This window comes from Klebsiella huaxiensis (genome assembly GCF_003261575.2).
Taxonomy (GTDB): domain Bacteria; phylum Pseudomonadota; class Gammaproteobacteria; order Enterobacterales; family Enterobacteriaceae; genus Klebsiella; species Klebsiella huaxiensis.
This window is the reverse complement of the sequence record NZ_CP036175.1, coordinates 2,296,170-2,312,858: the sequence shown is the minus strand read 5'-3', so window position 1 is coordinate 2,312,858 and position 16,689 is coordinate 2,296,170. Positions and strand designations below refer to the sequence as shown.

Annotated in this window: 16 protein-coding genes; 5 read left to right on the top strand and 11 right to left on the bottom strand. The window is 52.8% G+C overall.

The features are described from left to right. Nucleotides 1-16: 16 nt before the first annotated feature. Both edd and zwf read right to left on the bottom strand, forming a co-directional pair. Nucleotides 17-1,828: a phosphogluconate dehydratase gene (gene edd / locus DA718_RS11020; protein ID WP_112213287.1), complete on the bottom strand. Its 1,812-nt coding sequence runs from the start codon at nt 1,826-1,828 to the stop codon at nt 17-19. A 221-nt stretch (nt 1,829-2,049) separates the two neighbouring features. Further along, nucleotides 2,050-3,525, bottom strand: a complete 1,476-nt coding sequence (gene zwf / locus DA718_RS11015; RefSeq protein WP_112213286.1) for a glucose-6-phosphate dehydrogenase — start codon at nt 3,523-3,525, stop codon at nt 2,050-2,052. 319 nt (nt 3,526-3,844) lie between these two features. On the opposite strand from zwf, the gene DA718_RS11010 reads away from it, so the two are divergent. Continuing rightward, the gene (locus DA718_RS11010; protein ID WP_167492752.1) at nt 3,845-4,750 is read left to right on the top strand and encodes a MurR/RpiR family transcriptional regulator; all 906 of its coding nucleotides are present in this window, start codon (nt 3,845-3,847) and stop codon (nt 4,748-4,750) included. A 125-nt stretch (nt 4,751-4,875) separates the two neighbouring features. Then, nucleotides 4,876-6,318: a pyruvate kinase gene (gene pyk, locus DA718_RS11005; protein ID WP_112213285.1), complete on the top strand. Its 1,443-nt coding sequence runs from the start codon at nt 4,876-4,878 to the stop codon at nt 6,316-6,318. A 73-nt stretch (nt 6,319-6,391) separates the two neighbouring features. On the opposite strand, the gene lpxM is transcribed toward pyk, so the two are convergent. The 3 genes from lpxM to znuA all read right to left on the bottom strand — a co-directional run bounded on the left by lpxM (nt 6,392) and on the right by znuA (nt 9,766). Then, on the bottom strand, nt 6,392-7,366 hold the full coding sequence (gene lpxM / locus DA718_RS11000; RefSeq protein ID WP_112213284.1) for a lauroyl-Kdo(2)-lipid IV(A) myristoyltransferase: 975 nt from the start codon (nt 7,364-7,366) through the stop codon (nt 6,392-6,394). A 117-nt stretch (nt 7,367-7,483) separates the two neighbouring features. Further along, nucleotides 7,484-8,806, bottom strand: coding sequence for a murein DD-endopeptidase MepM (mepM, locus tag DA718_RS10995; RefSeq protein ID WP_112213283.1), 1,323 nt, complete (start codon nt 8,804-8,806; stop codon nt 7,484-7,486). 15 nt (nt 8,807-8,821) lie between these two features. Next, nucleotides 8,822-9,766, bottom strand: coding sequence for a zinc ABC transporter substrate-binding protein ZnuA (gene znuA, locus DA718_RS10990; RefSeq protein ID WP_112213282.1), 945 nt, complete (start codon nt 9,764-9,766; stop codon nt 8,822-8,824). A 78-nt stretch (nt 9,767-9,844) separates the two neighbouring features. Here znuA and znuC point away from each other — a divergent pair, with 78 nt between their 5' ends. Continuing rightward, the gene (gene znuC, locus DA718_RS10985; RefSeq protein WP_112213281.1) at nt 9,845-10,597 is read left to right on the top strand and encodes a zinc ABC transporter ATP-binding protein ZnuC; all 753 of its coding nucleotides are present in this window, start codon (nt 9,845-9,847) and stop codon (nt 10,595-10,597) included. Continuing rightward, nucleotides 10,597-11,382: a zinc ABC transporter permease subunit ZnuB gene (znuB, locus tag DA718_RS10980; RefSeq protein WP_110274310.1), complete on the top strand. Its 786-nt coding sequence runs from the start codon at nt 10,597-10,599 to the stop codon at nt 11,380-11,382. Before znuC ends, znuB begins: the two co-directional genes overlap by 1 nt. Nucleotides 11,383-11,432: 50 nt before the next feature. Here the strand turns inward: znuB and ruvB are convergent, their stop codons facing one another. The 3 genes from ruvB to DA718_RS10965 form a co-directional block, all read right to left on the bottom strand. Then, a complete protein-coding gene (ruvB, locus tag DA718_RS10975) occupies nt 11,433-12,443 on the bottom strand; it encodes a Holliday junction branch migration DNA helicase RuvB (protein WP_112213280.1) in 1,011 nt (336 codons plus the stop codon). Between the two features lie 8 nt (nt 12,444-12,451). Next, nucleotides 12,452-13,063: a Holliday junction branch migration protein RuvA gene (ruvA, locus tag DA718_RS10970; protein WP_112213279.1), complete on the bottom strand. Its 612-nt coding sequence runs from the start codon at nt 13,061-13,063 to the stop codon at nt 12,452-12,454. A 113-nt stretch (nt 13,064-13,176) separates the two neighbouring features. Further along, nucleotides 13,177-13,830, bottom strand: coding sequence for a hypothetical protein (locus DA718_RS10965; protein WP_112213278.1), 654 nt, complete (start codon nt 13,828-13,830; stop codon nt 13,177-13,179). Between the two features lie 244 nt (nt 13,831-14,074). On the opposite strand from DA718_RS10965, the gene DA718_RS10960 reads away from it, so the two are divergent. Next, entirely contained in the window at nt 14,075-14,677 is a 603-nt protein-coding gene (locus tag DA718_RS10960) for a YebB family permuted papain-like enzyme (RefSeq protein ID WP_112213277.1), read from the top strand. A gap of 1 nt (nt 14,678) precedes the next feature. Here the strand turns inward: DA718_RS10960 and ruvC are convergent, their stop codons facing one another. The 3 genes from ruvC to nudB form a co-directional block, all read right to left on the bottom strand. Further along, complete coding sequence (gene ruvC / locus DA718_RS10955; RefSeq protein WP_110274314.1) at nt 14,679-15,200, bottom strand: crossover junction endodeoxyribonuclease RuvC; 522 nt, start codon at nt 15,198-15,200, stop codon at nt 14,679-14,681. Between the two features lie 154 nt (nt 15,201-15,354). Further along, nucleotides 15,355-16,095: a YebC/PmpR family DNA-binding transcriptional regulator gene (locus tag DA718_RS10950; RefSeq protein ID WP_110274315.1), complete on the bottom strand. Its 741-nt coding sequence runs from the start codon at nt 16,093-16,095 to the stop codon at nt 15,355-15,357. 149 nt (nt 16,096-16,244) lie between these two features. Further along, entirely contained in the window at nt 16,245-16,688 is a 444-nt protein-coding gene (nudB, locus tag DA718_RS10945) for a dihydroneopterin triphosphate diphosphatase (protein ID WP_110274316.1), read from the bottom strand. Nucleotide 16,689: the final 1 nt, after the last annotated feature.

Genomic DNA, 16,689 nt, shown 5'->3' with positions numbered 1-16,689 from the left:
TATAAATCGAATCGTCTTAAAAATTGATGCAGGTTGCGCCCTGTTCCGCTCCGGAGAGTTTCTCACGCAGCGCAGCAAACATTTCCCGGCCGGTTCCCACACGCGAACCGCTCAGGTCAGGGATATGCGGCTGACGCGCAGCCAGTTCAGCCTCATCCACCAGCAGCGTAAGTTCGCCGGTCTGGCCATTGACGCGGATGATATCGCCATCACGCACCTTCGCCAGCAGACCACCATCGTAAGCTTCAGGCGTCACGTGGATTGCTGATGGAACTTTACCTGATGCGCCGGATAGTCGACCATCGGTCACCAGCGCAATTTTGAAACGGCGGTCCAATAATACACCAAGTGGCGGCATAAGTTTATGTAATTCTGGCATGCCGTTCGCTTTTGGCCCTTGATGACGAACCACTACCACGCAATCTTTGTCCAGCAGCCCAGCTTCAAAGGCTGGTAGCACGTCGTGCTGACTCTCAAACACAATCGCCGGCGCTTCAATAATCTGGTTTTCTACCGGTACAGCGGAAGTTTTCATCACCGCGCGACCAAGATTGCCGCTCAGCACTTTAGTGCCACCATGGCGAGAGAACGGTTTGTCAAAGGTGGCAATAACCTGGTCGTCCAGCGGCGCGGTCGCCCCTTCGCGCCAGTCAAGCTCGCCATTATTCAGCCACGGTTCCATGGTGTAGCGAGAGAGACCAAAACCGGCCACGGTGTTAACGTCTTCGTGCAACAGGCCACCTTTCATCAGCTCGCGTACCAATACCGGTACGCCGCCCGCCGCCTGGAAGTGGTTGATATCCGCCGGGCCGTTCGGGTAAAGACGCGCCAGCAGCGGTACCACGTCTGAGAGGTCAGAAAAATCATCCCAGTTGATGATGATCCCCGCCGCACGCGCCATCGCCACCAGGTGCATGGTATGGTTGGTGGAGCCACCGGTCGCCAGTAGCGCCACAATCCCATTGACCACCACTTTTTCGTCAAACATTTTGCCCAGCGGCATCCACTCATTACCGTTACCGGTCAGGCGGGTTACCTGACGGGCAGCAGCAGCGGTTAATAATTCACGCAGCGGCGCATCCGGATGTACGAATGATGATCCCGGCAATTGCATCCCCATAAACTCAACCACCATCTGGTTGGTATTGGCGGTGCCGTAGAAGGTGCAAGTGCCCGGCGCATGGTAAGAGGCGGCTTCAGACTCCAGCAGCGCCATGCGGTCGACTTTCCCTTCCGCGTACAGCTGGCGGATGCGTACTTTCTCTTTGTTCGCCAGACCGCTGGCCATCGGACCGGACGGAATAAAGATGGACGGCAAATGACCAAATGCAAGCGCTGCCATGGTCAGGCCAGGAACAATTTTGTCGCAAACCCCCAGGTACAGTGCGCCGTCAAACATATTATGCGACAGGCCGATCGCGGCAGACATGGCGATAACCTCGCGGCTTAGCAGCGACAGCTCCATCCCGTCCTGCCCCTGCGTCACGCCATCGCACATCGCCGGAACGCCACCCGCCACCTGGCCAACCGCATTAGCTGAGTGCAACGCTTTACGGATGATATCCGGATAATATTCATAGGGTTGGTGGGCGGACAGCATGTCGTTATAAGAGGTGATGATGGCGATGTTATTGCGCAGCATGCTTTTCAGCGAAGCTTTATCATCCGCCTGACAGGCGGCGAAGCCGTGTGCCAGGTTACCGCAGGCCAGTTGGGCACGATGGACGGTGTCGGTTTTGGCCTGGTTAATCCGTGCGAGGTAGGCGCTGCGGGTGTCGCGTGACCGTTCAATAATGCGATTTGTTACCCGTAACATTTCAGAATTCATAAAGGCTCCTCAAATTTCATCTGTCCGGCCACAGCGTTCTGACGATGTCTCTTGATGCTTAAGGCACCAGTACCGGGGCTCAGGGGCAAAATACTGAGTGCAGTGTAATAAAAAAAGCTCCGGGGGTGAATCCTCCCGGAGCTTAAAAGATTAAAAATTACGCGACTTTCTGCGTCAGATCATGTTACCGGTAAAATAACTCAACCGGATTAGTCTTTCGGTTACTCAAACTCGTTCCATGAACGGCCATCGCGGGTGATCATCGCCACGGAGGCAACCGGCCCCCAGGTACCCGCCTGGTAAGGCTTCGGCGCATCACGATCGGCAGCCCAGGCTTCGGTAATGGAGTCAACCCACTTCCACGCCTCTTCCACTTCATCGCGACGCACGAACAACGCCTGAATACCGCGCATGGTTTCCAGCAACAAACGCTCATAAGCATCCGCCAGATGCGTCTGATTAAAGGTTTCTGAGTAGCTCAGATCCAGCTTGGTGATCTGTAGGTTGTGCTTGTGATCAAGCCCAGGAACCTTGTTCAGTACCTGAATATCTACCCCTTCGTCAGGCTGCAGACGAATGGTCAATTTGTTCTGCGGCAGTTCTTGCCATGTCTCTTTGAACAGGTTCAGTTCTGGCGTTTTAAAGTAAACCACGACTTCAGAACACTTGGTCGGCAGACGTTTACCGGTACGTAGGTAGAACGGCACGCCCGCCCACCGCCAGTTGTCGATATCCACGCGGATTGCCACAAAGGTCTCGGTATGGCTGGCTTTATTCGCGCCTTCTTCTTCAAGGTAGCCCGGCACTTTTTTGCCTTGCGCAAAACCGGCAGAGTACTGGCCGCGTACCGTTTTTTCACGCACATTGGTGCGGTCGATACGGCGCAGAGACTTCAGCACTTTTACTTTCTCATCGCGGATGCTGTCAGCGCTCAGGTCCGACGGCGGTGACATCGCAATCATGCACAGAATTTGCAGCAGGTGGTTCTGGATCATATCGCGCATCTGCCCAGCCTGATCGAAGTAGCCCCAACGGCCTTCAATACCCACCTCTTCCGCTACCGTGATCTCAACGTGATCGATAGTGCGACTATCCCAGTTATTCACAAACAGCGAGTTAGCAAAGCGCAGCGCCAGCAGGTTCAGCACCGTCTCTTTACCCAGATAGTGGTCGATACGGTAGACCTGGCACTCTTCGAAAAACTCACCGACCTGATCGTTGATCTCGCGGGAGGTTTCAAGGGAGGTACCCAACGGTTTTTCCATCACTACCCGCGCCGGTTTGGCGTTCAGTTTCGCTTCGCCCAGTCCTTTGCAAATCGCGCCAAACGTACTTGGCGGCATGGCGAAGTAGTTGATGGTGACCCGCTCTTTCTGGTCGAGCATTTTACCCAGGCGGGTAAACGCTTTGGTGTCGTTGACATCAAGGTTACAAAAGTTCAGACGCCCGCTCAGGGTATCCCACAAACCTTCATCAATTTTTTCCTTCATGAAGGTTTCCATCGCTTCACGTACTACCTTGGTGTAAGCGTCTTTATCCCAGTCGGCACGCCCAACACCGATGATGCGAGTGTCAGGGTGAAGCTGGCCAGCTTTCTCAAGCTGATACAGGGAAGGCAGCAATTTACGTCGCGCCAGGTCACCCTTCGCGCCGAAAATGACCAGATCGCATGCCTGGGCCGTTTGCGTTACCGCCATGTCATTCTCCTTAGTTGATAGACTGGTGCTTGTGCCAGGCTATATTTGTAATTTTCTTTCACTGCATCGTACTGTGTTTACGAATTTCCCGAAACCCTCTGCCCCGGTTCCCGCGGCTAAATCGCACAGGGGGAAAAATACAGGGCCACATTTTGGGCATCCGGCTAATATTGTTCGTTGTTTCGACCGATTCTCAGTTACTAAAATACGACTCTGATCATGTAATGAAAAAAAACAACATTTTTTAAGGTCATTCCTCACCGTTTCCGACTACGGAGAGGTATATTCTTGCTAAAACGCCTGATGATTTCACCCATTAATGAAATCGTTTCCATTGATGAGCGCCTTGTTAATAATGAACATGCTGGAAAAAATCCAGTCCCGACTGGAACACCTTAGCAAATCTGAACGCAAAGTGGCGGAAGTCATCCTTGCAACCCCCGCGCAGGCCATTCATTCGAGCATCGCGGCCCTGGCCCTTGAAGCTGGCGTTAGTGAGCCGACCGTTAACCGTTTTTGCCGCAGTCTGGAGACCCGTGGTTTCCCGGATTTCAAACTGCATCTGGCCCAAAGCCTGGCACATGGGACACTCTATGTTAACCGCAACGTCGATGAAGACGACAGCGTAGAGGCCTACACGGGGAAGATTTTTGAATCGGCAATGGCCAGTTTAGATCAGGTCCACCATTCTCTCGACATGTCGGCCATCAATCGTGCGGTCGATCTGTTAACACAGGCCAAAAAAATCGCCTTTTTTGGCCTCGGCTCTTCAGCCGCCGTCGCTCACGATGCGATGAACAAATTTTTCCGCTTCAACGTACCGGTCATTTACTCCGACGACATTGTTCTGCAACGCATGAGTTGTATGAACTGTAATGACGACGACGTCGTGGTGATTATCTCGCACACAGGTCGGACCAAAAGCCTGGTGGAACTGGCGCAGCTAGCCCGCGAAAACGATGCTATGGTGATCGCTATTACCTCACCTGGCACGCCGCTCTCTCGCGAGTCAACGTTAGCCATTACGCTTGATGTCCCGGAAGATACCGATATTTATATGCCGATGGTCTCCCGGCTGGCGCAGTTGACGGTGATTGACGTGCTGGCAACCGGCTTTACCCTGCGTCGTGGCGCAAAATTCAGAGATAACTTGAAGAGGGTCAAGGAAGCGCTCAAGGAATCGCGCTTTGATAAAGAGCTCAGTGTACACAGCAATGACCAATAAAAGTAGAAACGAAGCAGTAACCTATTACACCGTCGGTAATGTTCTGGCATAGCAACTTTGCTCGCTGGCGCTACCGAATCCATGTTCACGCAACACCAAAGTTGTTTCAGTCAACGGAGTATTACATGTCCAGAAGGCTTCGCAGAACCAAAATCGTTACCACCTTAGGCCCGGCAACCGATCGCGACAACAACCTTGAGAAGGTTATCGCCGCTGGCGCTAACGTGGTACGTATGAACTTCTCTCACGGTACCGCGGAAGATCACCAAGTCCGTGCGGATAAGGTTCGTGAGATTGCGGCAAAACTGGGTCGTCATGTTGCGATTCTCGGAGACCTACAGGGTCCGAAAATCCGCGTATCTACCTTCAAAGAAGGCAAAATCTTCCTCAATATCGGCGATAAATTCCTGCTTGACGCTAACCTGGGTAAAGGTGAAGGCGACAAAGAGAAAGTCGGTATCGATTATAAAGGCCTGCCGGCTGATGTGGTTCCGGGCGATATCTTGCTGCTGGATGATGGGCGCGTACAGCTGAAAGTGCTTGAAGTGCAGGGTCTGAAAGTGTTCACAGAAGTCACCGTTGGCGGGCCGTTGTCCAACAACAAAGGCATCAACAAACTCGGCGGCGGCCTCTCAGCAGAAGCGCTGACGGATAAAGACAAAGCCGATATTATTACCGCCGCAAAAATTGGCGTTGATTACCTGGCCGTCTCCTTCCCGCGCTGCGGCGAAGACCTGAACTACGCCCGTCGCCTGGCGCGCGATGCCGGCTGCGACGCAAAAATCGTTGCCAAAGTAGAGCGCGCGGAAGCGGTTTGCAGCCAGGACGCAATGGATGATGTGATTCTGGCATCCGATGTCGTGATGGTCGCCCGTGGCGATCTCGGCGTAGAAATTGGCGATCCGGAGCTGGTCGGCATTCAGAAAGCATTGATCCGCCGTGCTCGTCAGTTGAACCGCTCAGTCATTACCGCGACTCAGATGATGGAGTCAATGATCACCAACCCGATGCCAACCCGCGCTGAAGTTATGGACGTGGCGAACGCCGTGCTGGATGGGACCGACGCCGTAATGCTGTCAGCAGAAACTGCCGCAGGCCAGTACCCGTCAGAGACCGTTGCCGCGATGGCCCGCGTCTGCGTCGGTGCGGAAAAAATCCCTAGCCTCAACGTTTCTAAACACCGTCTGGACATCCAGTTCGACAATGTGGAAGAAGCCATTGCGATGTCAGCAATGTATGCGGCCAACCACCTGAAAGGCGTCACCGCCATTATCACCATGACCGAATCTGGCCGTACCGCACTGATGACCTCGCGCATCAGTTCCGGCCTGCCGATTTTTGCGCTGTCTCGTCATGAACGCACGTTGAACCTGACGGCACTGTACCGCGGCGTGACCCCGGTTCATTTCGACAGCGAAAGTGATGGCGTCGCCGCAGCCCATGACGCAGTGAATCTGCTGCGCGATAAAGGCTATCTGGTCACTGGCGACCTGGTTATCGTGACCCAGGGTGATGTAATGAGCACCATCGGTACCACCAACACCACCCGTATTCTGACCATCGAGTAATTTTCTCTGCCATAAAAAAACCTGCCAGCGTTCGCTGGCAGGTTTTTTTTCGTCCGTGGCGCGTAAACGCGGATTACTTCTTTTTCGGATACAGCTCTTTGCGCTTATATGGCTCAATTTCGCCCGGCTTACGGGTTTTCAGCAGCTTAAGGATCCAGGTGTACTGCTCGGTATTGGGCTTGACGAAAATTTCGACTTCTTCGTTCATCCGCCGGGCGATAGTGTTGTCGTCCGCCTCCAGCAGGTCGTCCATTGGCGGGCGCACCAGTACCGTCAGACGATGCGTTTTGCCATCATAAACCGGGAACAGCGGCACAACGCGGGCGCGGCACACTTTCATTAAACGACCAATCGCCGGTAGCGTCGCTTTATAAGTGGCAAAGAAATCGACAAACTCGCTGTGCTCAGCACCGTGGTCCTGATCCGGCAAGTAGTAGCCCCAGTAGCCCTGACGGACCGACTGAATAAACGGCTTAATGCCATCATTACGCGCATGCATTCGTCCACCAAAACGACGGCGTACGGTGTTCCAGACGTAATCAAATACCGGGTTGCCCTGATTATGGAACATCGCCGCCATTTTTTGCCCACCGGAAGCCATCAGCATCGCTGGAATATCGACACCCCAGGCATGAGGTACCAGAAAGATCACTTTCTCGTTATTGCACTGCATCTCGTCGATGATCTCTTTGCCCTGCCAGTCGACGCGGGAAAGAATACGCTGCGGGTCACGCAGGCCCAGTTCAGCCATCATCACCATCGCCTGCGGCGCAGACGCATACATCTGATCAATAATTTCTTCGCGTTCCTGCTCGCTCTTTTCCGGGAAACAGTACAGCAGATTGATCTGTGCCCGGCGGCGTGAACTCTTTGCGAGTCGACCGACAAAACGGCCCAGCTTGCCCAGAATAGGGTCGCGGAACGAGGCGGGCGTCAGGGCAATACCGGCAAATGCGAAAACCCCCAGCCAGGCGCCCCAATAGCGCGGCAGTAAAAAGGATTTTTCAAACGTTGGAATAAACTCACTATTATTTTTTTTCGTTTCCATGCCCAATCCGCAGAAGTTCCGCTCAATAAAGATAATGGCTTAGTTTAGCGATACGTTGGGTAACGTACAAAAGAAAAAGCCGGCGCGCTATGGGCACCGGCTTCAACTGGCGGGTTGTTAGTCAAAGCGAAGCTGTGGGATAACCTCTTTTGCCTGCGCCAGATAATCCTTACGGTCGGAACCGCTAAGCCCTTCTGTACGCGGCAGTTTCGCTGTCAACGGGTTAACCGCCTGCTGGTTAATCCACACTTCATAGTGCAGATGCGGGCCGGTAGAACGCCCGGTATTGCCCGACAGCGCAATGCGGTCGCCGCGTTTCACCTTCTGGCCTGGTTTCACCAGCAGCTTACGCAAGTGCATATAGCGCGTGGTATAGGTCCGCCCGTGACGAACGGCAACGTAGTAACCTGCTGCGCCGCTGCGTTTAGCCACCACCACTTCACCATCACCCACCGACAGCACCGGCGTCCCCTGCGGCATAGCAAAATCAACACCGCGGTGTGGGGCGACACGACCGGTAACCGGGTTAAGACGACGCGGATTAAAGTTCGATGAAACGCGGAACTGGCGTGCGGTCGGGAAGCGCATAAAGCCTTTTGCCAGCCCAGTGCCGTTGCGGTCATAGAATTTGCCATCTTCGGCGCGAATCGCGAAGTAATCTTTGCCATCGGAACGCAAACGTACGCCAAGCAGTTGGCTCTGCTCGCGTTTGCCATCAAGCATTTCACGCGACATCAGGACCGAAAATTCATCACCCTTTTTCAGCTTACGGAAATCCATTTGCCACTGCATGGCTTTGATGACCGCGCTGATTTCGGTGCTGGTGAGGCCAGCATCGCGGGCGCTGGAGACGAAGCTGCCGCCAACGGTACCTTTCAGTACATTGTTGACCCAATCGCCTTTTTGCAGCTCGCTGCTCATTTTGAAACCGTTGGCCACCCGGTCGTAGGTTCGGGTTTCACGGCGCGACATCTCCCACGTCAGGCTTTGCAAATCGCCATCCGCCGTCAGAGTCCAGGAGAGTTGCTGGCCGATTTTCAGATTACGCAGTTCCTTATCTGCCGAGGAAAGCCGCGCGATATCGCCCATATCAATGCCGTACTGGTTAAGAATGCTGCTGAGTGTGTCGCCTGTTGATACCACGTACTCGTGACCGCCAGAATCGCTATCCGCTTTATCATCCAGTTCATCTTGTGGGATGGCTTCTTCTTCCTGCGCCGCCTGATCAATGGGTTCTGAGGCTTCCGGCAGCAATGAGCGAATCTCGCTCTTCTCCAGCTCGATAGTTCGGACAATAGGCGAGGATTCTGGATGGTGATAGATATAGGGTCGCCAGACGGCGACCGCTAAGGTAAGAACGCTAAGTGACCCCAGCATAACGCGATGAGGTCGGGGCAGATTGTTAAATGCCTGAGTGACAGCGCGGGCTATCTGTTGCACGTATTCACTTCCTCGTTATTCTCCTTTCAGGCAGCTTGAATACTGATTCGCCATTTGGCTCAGGAATTGCGGATAACTTTCTTTACCCAGCTTAATTCCGATTCCAAGTGGATCCAGGGTTCCCATGCGCACGGATGTTCCCCTGGAGACAGCTTCTATAACCGCTGGCCTGAACTGTGGCTCAGCAAAAACGCAAGTTGCTTTTTGCTCAACCAACTGTGTTCTGATTTCGTGTAAACGCTGCGCACCAGGCTGTATTTCAGGGTTGACGGTAAAGTGGCCCAATGAGGTCAAACCGTAGTGTTTTTCAAAGTAGCCATAAGCATCATGAAAAACGAAATATCCCTTCCCTTTCAGCGGTGCGAGCTCGGTCCCCACCTGTTTGTCGGTTGCGGCTAATTTTGCCTCAAAATCCTTCAGGTTGGCGTCAAGTTTGGCTCGACTCTGCGGCATAAGTTCCAATAATTTATCGTGGATTGCAACCGCCGATAGCCGCGCTATCTCTGGGGAAAGCCATAGATGCATGTTATAGATGCCATGATGGTGATCATCGTCACTATTTTCCCCGGCACCATGATCGTGGCCATGGTGGTCATCATCATCGTCGGCCCCTTTCATGAGTAACGGTTTCACGCCGTCAAGCTCGGCAATCGTCACCTTTTTGTTCGACGCAATGCTTTGCGTTGACTTATCCATAAACGCTTCCATCTCAGGACCAATCCAGACAACTAAGTCTGCGTTCTGTAAGCGTTTTGCATCTGATGGACGCAGTGAATAATCATGCTCTGAGGCCCCATCGGGCAGCAAAACCTGGGTATCCGTTACGCCATCGGCGATGGCTGAAGCGATAAAGCCCAGCGGTTTAAGCGAGGTGACAACTGCGGCATTTACCAACGGTGAATGAGCGAACAAAAAAGCGGCGCTAAGTCCAGCGCAAAGAAGCGTATTTTTATGTAACATAATGAGTCTAATCATCGTAATGAATGAGAAAGATGTGATATTATAACATTCACTCGCTTGTGCAACCCTTAATTTGACATGACAAATCTAATCACTCTGGAAAACGTCTCGGTGGTCTTCGGCCAAAGGCGCGTGCTGTCTGACATTTCACTTACCTTAAAGCCAGGCAAAATTTTAACCTTGCTGGGCCCTAATGGTGCTGGCAAATCCACCCTTGTGCGAGTTGTTCTTGGTCTGGTAGCACCAACTGACGGTGTTATCAAACAGGATGGTCATCTGCGTATCGGCTATGTCCCGCAAAAGCTGCACCTTGATGCCACCATGCCGCTGACCGTCAACCGTTTTATGCGCCTGCGTCCGGGTACCCATAAACGGGACATTCTGCCCGCGCTAAAACGCGTTCAGGCAGGCCATCTGATTGACGCTCCAATGCAAAAACTCTCCGGCGGAGAAACGCAGCGCGTCTTGTTGGCTCGCTCTTTACTCAATCAACCGCAACTGTTGGTGCTCGACGAGCCGACCCAGGGCGTCGACGTCAACGGCCAGGTGGCGCTCTATGATCTGATTAACCAACTGCGCCAGGAGCTTAACTGCGCCGTGCTGATGGTTTCCCACGACCTGCATCTGGTAATGGCGAAAACCGACGAAGTACTGTGTCTGAACCAACATATCTGCTGCTCCGGCGCGCCGGAAGTGGTCTCCATGCATCCAGAATTTATCTCAATGTTCGGCCAGCGCGGCGCGGAACAGCTGGGAATTTATCGTCATAATCATAATCACCGCCACGACCTGCAGGGGCGGATTGTACTGCGTCGGGGAAATGACCGCTGATGATTGAATTACTCTTACCCGGCTGGCTGGCCGGCGTTATGCTCGCCTGTGCGGCAGGCCCGCTCGGTTCGTTCGTCGTGTGGCGCCGCATGTCCTACTTCGGCGATACCCTTGCTCACGCCTCTCTGCTCGGGGTCGCTTTTGGTTTACTGCTGAACGTCAACCCTTTCTATGCGGTTATCGTTGTGACGTTACTGCTGGCGGGCGGCCTGGTATGGCTAGAGAAACGCCCTCACCTGGCAATAGATACTCTATTGGGGATTATGGCGCACAGCGCGCTGTCGCTGGGTCTGGTGGTTGTCAGCCTGATGTCGAACGTGCGCGTTGACCTGATGGCCTACCTGTTTGGCGATCTGCTGGCAGTGACGCCTGAAGATTTGATTTCAATCGCTATCGGCGTCGTTATCGTGCTGGCGATTCTGCTCTGGCAATGGCGCAACCTGCTGTCGATGACTATTAGCCCGGATCTGGCTTTTGTTGATGGCGTTAAGCTACAGCGGGTGAAGTTGCTTTTAATGCTGGTCACCGCACTGACCATTGGCGTCGCGATGAAGTTTGTTGGGGCGCTGATTATCACTTCGCTGTTGATTATCCCCGCAGCGACGGCTCGTCGCTTTGCCCGCACGCCGGAGCAAATGGCAGGCGTGGCGGTTGGTGTGGGGATCATTGCAGTAACGGGTGGATTGACCTTCTCGGCTTTCTACGATACCCCGGCAGGGCCTTCGGTGGTGCTGTGCGCTGCGCTGTTGTTTATTATCAGTATGAGCAAAAAATCCGCAACTTGACCTGCGAACATAGACGCAAACCCGTTGTCCGGGCATCGCCCGGGCAACGATTACGGCATTTCCGGCGGCGTGATACCAAAGTGATTCCAGGCCCGCACCGTCGCCATCCGCCCACGCGGTGTACGCTGTAAAAAGCCCTGCTGGATCAGATACGGCTCCAGCACATCTTCAATGGTTTCCCGCTCTTCCCCTATCGCCGCAGCCAGGTTATCCAGCCCAACCGGCCCGCCGAAGAATTTGTCGATTACCGCCAACAGCAGCTTACGGTCCATATAATCGAAGCCTTCGGCATCCACGTTAAGCATATCCAGCGCCTTCGCGGCAATCTCTACCGAAATGGTACCGTCATGCTTCACTTCGGCATAATCGCGTACGCGCCTGAGCAGGCGGTTGGCAATACGCGGCGTACCGCGCGCGCGGCGCGCGACTTCCAGCGCCCCCTCCTCGCTCATCTCCAGCCCCATAAAGCGAGCACTGCGCCCGACGATATATTGCAGGTCAGGCACCTGATAAAACTCCAGACGTTGCACAATACCAAAACGGTCACGTAACGGAGAAGTCAATGAACCGGCGCGGGTGGTAGCGCCAATCAGAGTAAACGGTGGCAGATCGATTTTTATTGAACGAGCCGCCGGTCCTTCGCCAATCATGATATCCAACTGATAATCTTCCATTGCCGGATATAACACTTCTTCAACGACCGGCGAAAGGCGGTGGATCTCATCGATAAACAAGACATCGTGCGGTTCAAGGTTGGTCAGCATCGCCGCCAGATCGCCCGCCTTTTCCAGTACCGGGCCGGAAGTGGTGCGCAGATTTACGCCCATTTCGTTGGCAACAATGTTCGCCAGCGTGGTTTTCCCAAGCCCTGGAGGGCCAAAAATCAGCAGGTGATCGAGCGCATCACCGCGCAGTTTCGCCGCCTGGATAAAAATCTCCATTTGCGAGCGGACGTGTGGCTGGCCCACATATTCGGCCAGCATTTTAGGACGGATTGCACGGTCAGCCGCTTCTTCAAAACCGGTGCTGTCCGCCGATACCAGCCTGTCAGCTTCAATCATCCCTTACCTCACAGCGCAGCGCGTAGCGCTTCGCGAATTAGCGTTTCACTATTAGTATCCGGACGAACGATTTTGCTTATCATTCGGCTGGCCTCTTGAGGTTTATAGCCCAGCGCCACCAGCGCAGCAACCGCTTCCTGTTCTGCATCATCGTCAGCCGGACCTGCGGGCGATGTCAGTACCAGATCGGCCGCCGGAGTGAACAGATCGCCATGTAACCCTTTAAAGCGGTCCTTCATTTCGACGATCAGTCGTTCTGCGGTTTTCTTACCGATTCCCGGCAGTTTCACCAGCGCGGCCAGCTCTTCGCGTTCAACGGCATTAACAAACTGCTGTGCCGACATGCCAGAGAGGATTGCCAGCGCTAGTTTCGGACCAACGCTGTTGGTCTTAATCAGCTCTTTAAACAGCGTGCGCTCCTGTTTGTTATTGAAACCAAACAGCAGTTGAGCATCTTCACGGACGATAAAATGGGTAAAAATTATCGCCTCGTTGCCCACATCCGGCAGCTCATAAAAGCAGGTCATCGGCATGTGAACCTCATAGCCTACGCCTCCCGTTTCGAGTAAAACCAGCGGGGGTTGTTTTTCGAGAATGATGCCTCTGAGTCTGCCTATCACGTGAAGCTCCTGGATTAAGGGCTGAAAGTCTAATGCGGTATCATAAAAAAAGGCTGGATAGATATCCAGATGAAAAACACATTATCCCTATACATCTGTCTCCATGAGCAAACTTATCGTCTTTCTGCTCCCTTTCTGCCCCGCACAAAATAAGTTACGCAGTCAATGACGCTTCTTTTACAACCTGAGCCAACGATTTCCCGATGGCGAACGGTAGCACTAATTCGATAGCCATTACTGATAAAAGTCAGCGCTTCCTGTTGATCTAGCGTTTCCAACACCAGATGCCGCTTTTTATTGTAAACACGATAAAGAGTCCGGGCAGGCCGTTTACTTAACTCGGGATGGAGTTTACGATGCACAAGTAACGTAAAAGAAATAAAAGCAATAATGAACCATGTTGCTATTAGAAAAGGCACCCAACTGGTATTAAAAAAGAAAGAATTGCACGGTTTACCAATACCGGGCCTCCCCTGAACAATATTCATACAAATTGTTTTCGAGGGTGGCGTATGCTCCTTTTCAACATGATAGATGTAGGATTTATTTCCCTCCCACCAGGTAATGTCATATTCATAAAGCGCAGAGCAATCCGTTCTGCCACGAAATGAGGTACAGGTATCGCTCGTTCTTCGTTCCCCGCTACTGGTATATCGTATCGCTGAGACGACACCTGTGGTAACGGTACTGTCGCGGTAGTACTGATACTCAGTCACCAGAACGTATCCACTAAAGAGGCTCCAAAAAACAAAAATTATTTTTTTCATTTTTATACAACAACATCTCTTATGTTATTAACAGATAGTTAATATGATTTATTATTTACATGCTACTCGCGCGAAAAAAAATAAGAAAAGTCCTCTATACGCAGGTTGTATGAGCCAAGTTAAAATAGCATCTGACATGACATAATATTGATCAATTCTTTACTAATGCTTTTCCTTCAATGATGAAACTCCGGGATATGATAACCATACCCGCTTCATTATATAAAGCCAAAGGAATGACAAAATGCTTATTGATTCCTCCGTTAAATATGAAACCGGAGATATTGTTTTCACCTGTATTGGCACGGCATTATTTGGCCAAATATCAACGGCCTCTCAGTGCTGGTGTAACCATGTGGGTATTATCATTGGTCATAATGGTGATGATTACCTGGTGGCGGAAAGTCGGGTCCCACTTTCGGGAGTAACCACCCTAACGCAGTTTATTCACCGCTCAGCCAACCATAGTTACGCTGTTCGCCGTCTGCGCGGCGGTTTAACCACTGAGCAAAAACTCTCGCTCATGGAACAAGTGCCCTCACGTCTGCATAAGCTTTATCACACCGGGTTTAAATACGATTCATCGCGTCAGTTCTGTTCAAAATTTGTGTTTGATATTTATAAAGATGCGTTATGTATTCCGGTGGGCAATGTCGAAACGTTTGAACAACTGCTGCGCAGTAACCCGGAAGCAAAATTACGATTCTGGAAGTTTTGGTTTTTAGGCTCTATTCCGTGGGAACGAAAAACGGTCACTCCGGCCAGCCTCTGGCTGCATCCAAATTTAGAGTTAATTTCAGCGAATGGAGTAGAAACGCCTCAGCCAGCAGTCGCCGAGGCGGTATAGATTAGCGTAACCGTCCACGCGCCAGATTCAGACGGCTTTCGCCTATCTGGGCGACGTTCTGGCTGACGTGGCAGTGGGTAATAGCAATAGCCAAAGCATCTGCCGCATCGGCCTGCGGGTTAGCCGGAAGCTTGAGCAGCGTGCGCACCATGTGCTGCACCTGGCTTTTTTCCGCGCTGCCAATGCCGACAACGGTCTGCTTCACCTGCCTGGCTGCGTACTCAAACACTGGCAGGTCCTGATTTGTCGCGGCGACAATTGCCACCCCACGGGCCTGACCGAGCTTTAGCGCCGAGTCGGCGTTCTTCGCCATAAAGACTTGTTCGATGGCGAAATAGTCCGGCTGGAACTGGGTGATAATTTCAGTGACGCCCGCATAGATAAGCTTCAGGCGGGACGGTAAATCATCCACTTTCGTGCGAATGCAGCCACTGCCCAGATAGCTCAGCTGGCGCCCAACCTGACGGATGACGCCGTAACCAGTGACGCGCGACCCCGGGTCAATACCGAGAATAATAGCCATCACGCGCCTCCAGTCATAACTAACCCGTGAGACCCTAAATATTTCAGTTCACAGCCAGGCGGCCACGCAGCGCATCCCCGGGAGCGTAGATTGACTACGTGACCGGGGTAAGCGAGGAGAGCCAACACCGCTGTGGGCTGAAAGATTACGGGTATCACAGCGTTGCGGCGACCTCATCAGAGATCTCACCGTTATGATAAACTTCCTGCACGTCGTCACAATCTTCCAGCATATCGATCAGACGCAGCAGTTTCGGTGCGGTTTCTGCATCCATGTCCGCTTTGGTTGACGGGATCATAGAAACTTCAGCAGCATCTGCTTTCAGGCCCGCAGCTTCCAGCGCATCGCGTACCGCACCCATCTCTTCCCAGGCAGTGTAAACGTCAATCGCACCGTCATCATAGGTCACCACGTCTTCTGCGCCTGCTTCCAGGGCAGCTTCCATGATCGCATCTTCGTCACCTTTCTCGAAGGAGATAACGCCTTTTTTGCTGAACAGATAAGAGACCGAACCGTCAGTTCCGAGGTTGCCACCGGTTTTGGTGAACGCATGACGCACTTCAGCAACGGTACGGTTGCGGTTGTCGCTCAGGCATTCCACCATAACCGCGGTGCCGCCAGGGCCGTAACCTTCATAAATGATGGTTTCCATGTTCGCGTCATCATCACCGCCAACGCCGCGTGCGATAGCACGGTTCAGCGTGTCGCGCGTCATGTTGTTAGCCAGCGCTTTATCGATTGCCGCACGCAGACGTGGGTTAGAACCCGCATCGCCGCCGCCCAGACGCGCTGCGGTAACCAGCTCGCGAATGATTTTAGTAAAGATCTTACCGCGCTTGGCATCCTGTGCCGCTTTGCGGTGTTTGGTGTTGGCCCATTTACTATGACCTGCCATAAAATAATATCTCCAAAAAAGCCTTTTTCCGTCGCCTTTTAGCCCTCAGGCGCGTTGGCTACATTGGCCCTCACCCATCACTTACTCAAGTAAGCTCAGGGTGAAGTCCCAACTTGCCGCCTTCCTGATAACTAAAATTCTGGGGAAAATTAGTTGGCGTTAATTACAAATTCTTCAATCGCCTGCCGGTTGCTCCAGGACTTGGTCAACGTGGCGGCTTCCGACGCATCAACCCAGCGGTAATCCAGATGTTCCGTAAAGACAATCTGGCGTTCATGGGGGAGCGCAAGACGGAACCAAAACTCCGTATTACGCTCGACGCCCGGCGCATAGCGATGACGTAAATGAGAAAATATCTCGAATTCTACCGTGCGCTGACAGTCAACCAAAGCTAATTGCTCGCAAGCAACGTCAATGGCGACCTCTTCCATTACTTCACGCGCGGCAGCCTGCGACGCGTTTTCACCCTCTTCCAGGCTGCCGGTGACCGACTGCCAGAACGCAGGATCGTCGCGACGCTGCAACATCAGCACCCGCTTCGTATCTTCGGCATAAATCACCACCAGAACGGAAATGGGCAGCTTGAATGACATC